Here is a 1,005-nt window from a genome sequence, read left to right on the forward strand (position 1 = left end):
TCAAGTGATATTGCGAAGGTATTGTTTGAATAAAAGTGCTATCCTGAATTTCAGACTGGTGAGAGTCTTGAGAAAATGGCAGCATTATTTTATCAGCCCTCAGTTTTTAATGGACTCGTAGTTTAATTATAAGGATTATTAATACATTACTTATACGTATTATTATTTAACTCCCTTAAGGCTTCAATTAAAAGTTTTACTGTTAATCTGTAGTCTTCTAAATGAAACATACTATAGTGCATTTGAGCATAACGAACTGGTATTCTAATTATTATACATGGTAGATCTATACTTTCGTTATGTATTATAGAATCATCTTTATAAATGTTCTGATTTAAGGATGATTGATAGGGTATAGCATACTTATCTGCTATTTTAGTAATAAATTTGTATAATACAGGATTTGAACTTATTTTCGTTTCTATTTTTTGCAAATGTGGTCCACTACCAAGAATACATTTAGAATGTTTTGTCACTGAAAAATCGTCCGATGGACTATTTCCGATTATAATGGCAATATCTGATTTGTATAAAGTTGTAATAACGCTTATTCCTCTTAGAAATTTTTCTTCTTGAACTAAGATAGGAATAATAGTATTAGGATGAGATTTTTTAGAAAATTCCTGAGTTATTTCAATTAAAGAAGCAATCCCAAGCCTATTGTCGAAATTTTTTCCTACAAACATATTGGGGCTTTTCATTGACCGAAAGTTAGAAGCAAAAATTATAGAGTCTCCAGGCTTTACACCGAAAGTTTCTACAGCTTCTTTTTTATCTTTTGCACCTATATCAATAAACATCTTTTCCTTTTTTGTATATTTTTTTAATTCGTCATCACTAAGGGGTACCGGGATCAAAACGCGGATTTTTGGCGTTAAGATAGTTTATCCAATAATAGAGCCATTTTCTCATATCTCTATGAGCCATCAAACCCGCATAACTTCATAAAATATTGTATCGCCTCTAAATTATAAATTCAAGTTTAAAATATACATCATCCAGATC

1 protein-coding gene is annotated in these 1,005 nt (G+C 30.1%); it reads right to left on the bottom strand.

Annotation, left to right across the window (positions count from 1 at the left end):
- Positions 1-146: 146 nt before the first annotated feature.
- Positions 147-857: a hypothetical protein gene (locus tag AB1349_14660; protein MEW6558568.1), complete on the bottom strand. Its 711-nt coding sequence runs from the start codon at positions 855-857 to the stop codon at positions 147-149.
- Positions 858-1,005: the final 148 nt, after the last annotated feature.

The sequence above is a fragment of the Elusimicrobiota bacterium genome (assembly GCA_040757695.1).
GTDB lineage: Bacteria > Elusimicrobiota > UBA8919 > UBA8919 > UBA8919 > JBFLWK01.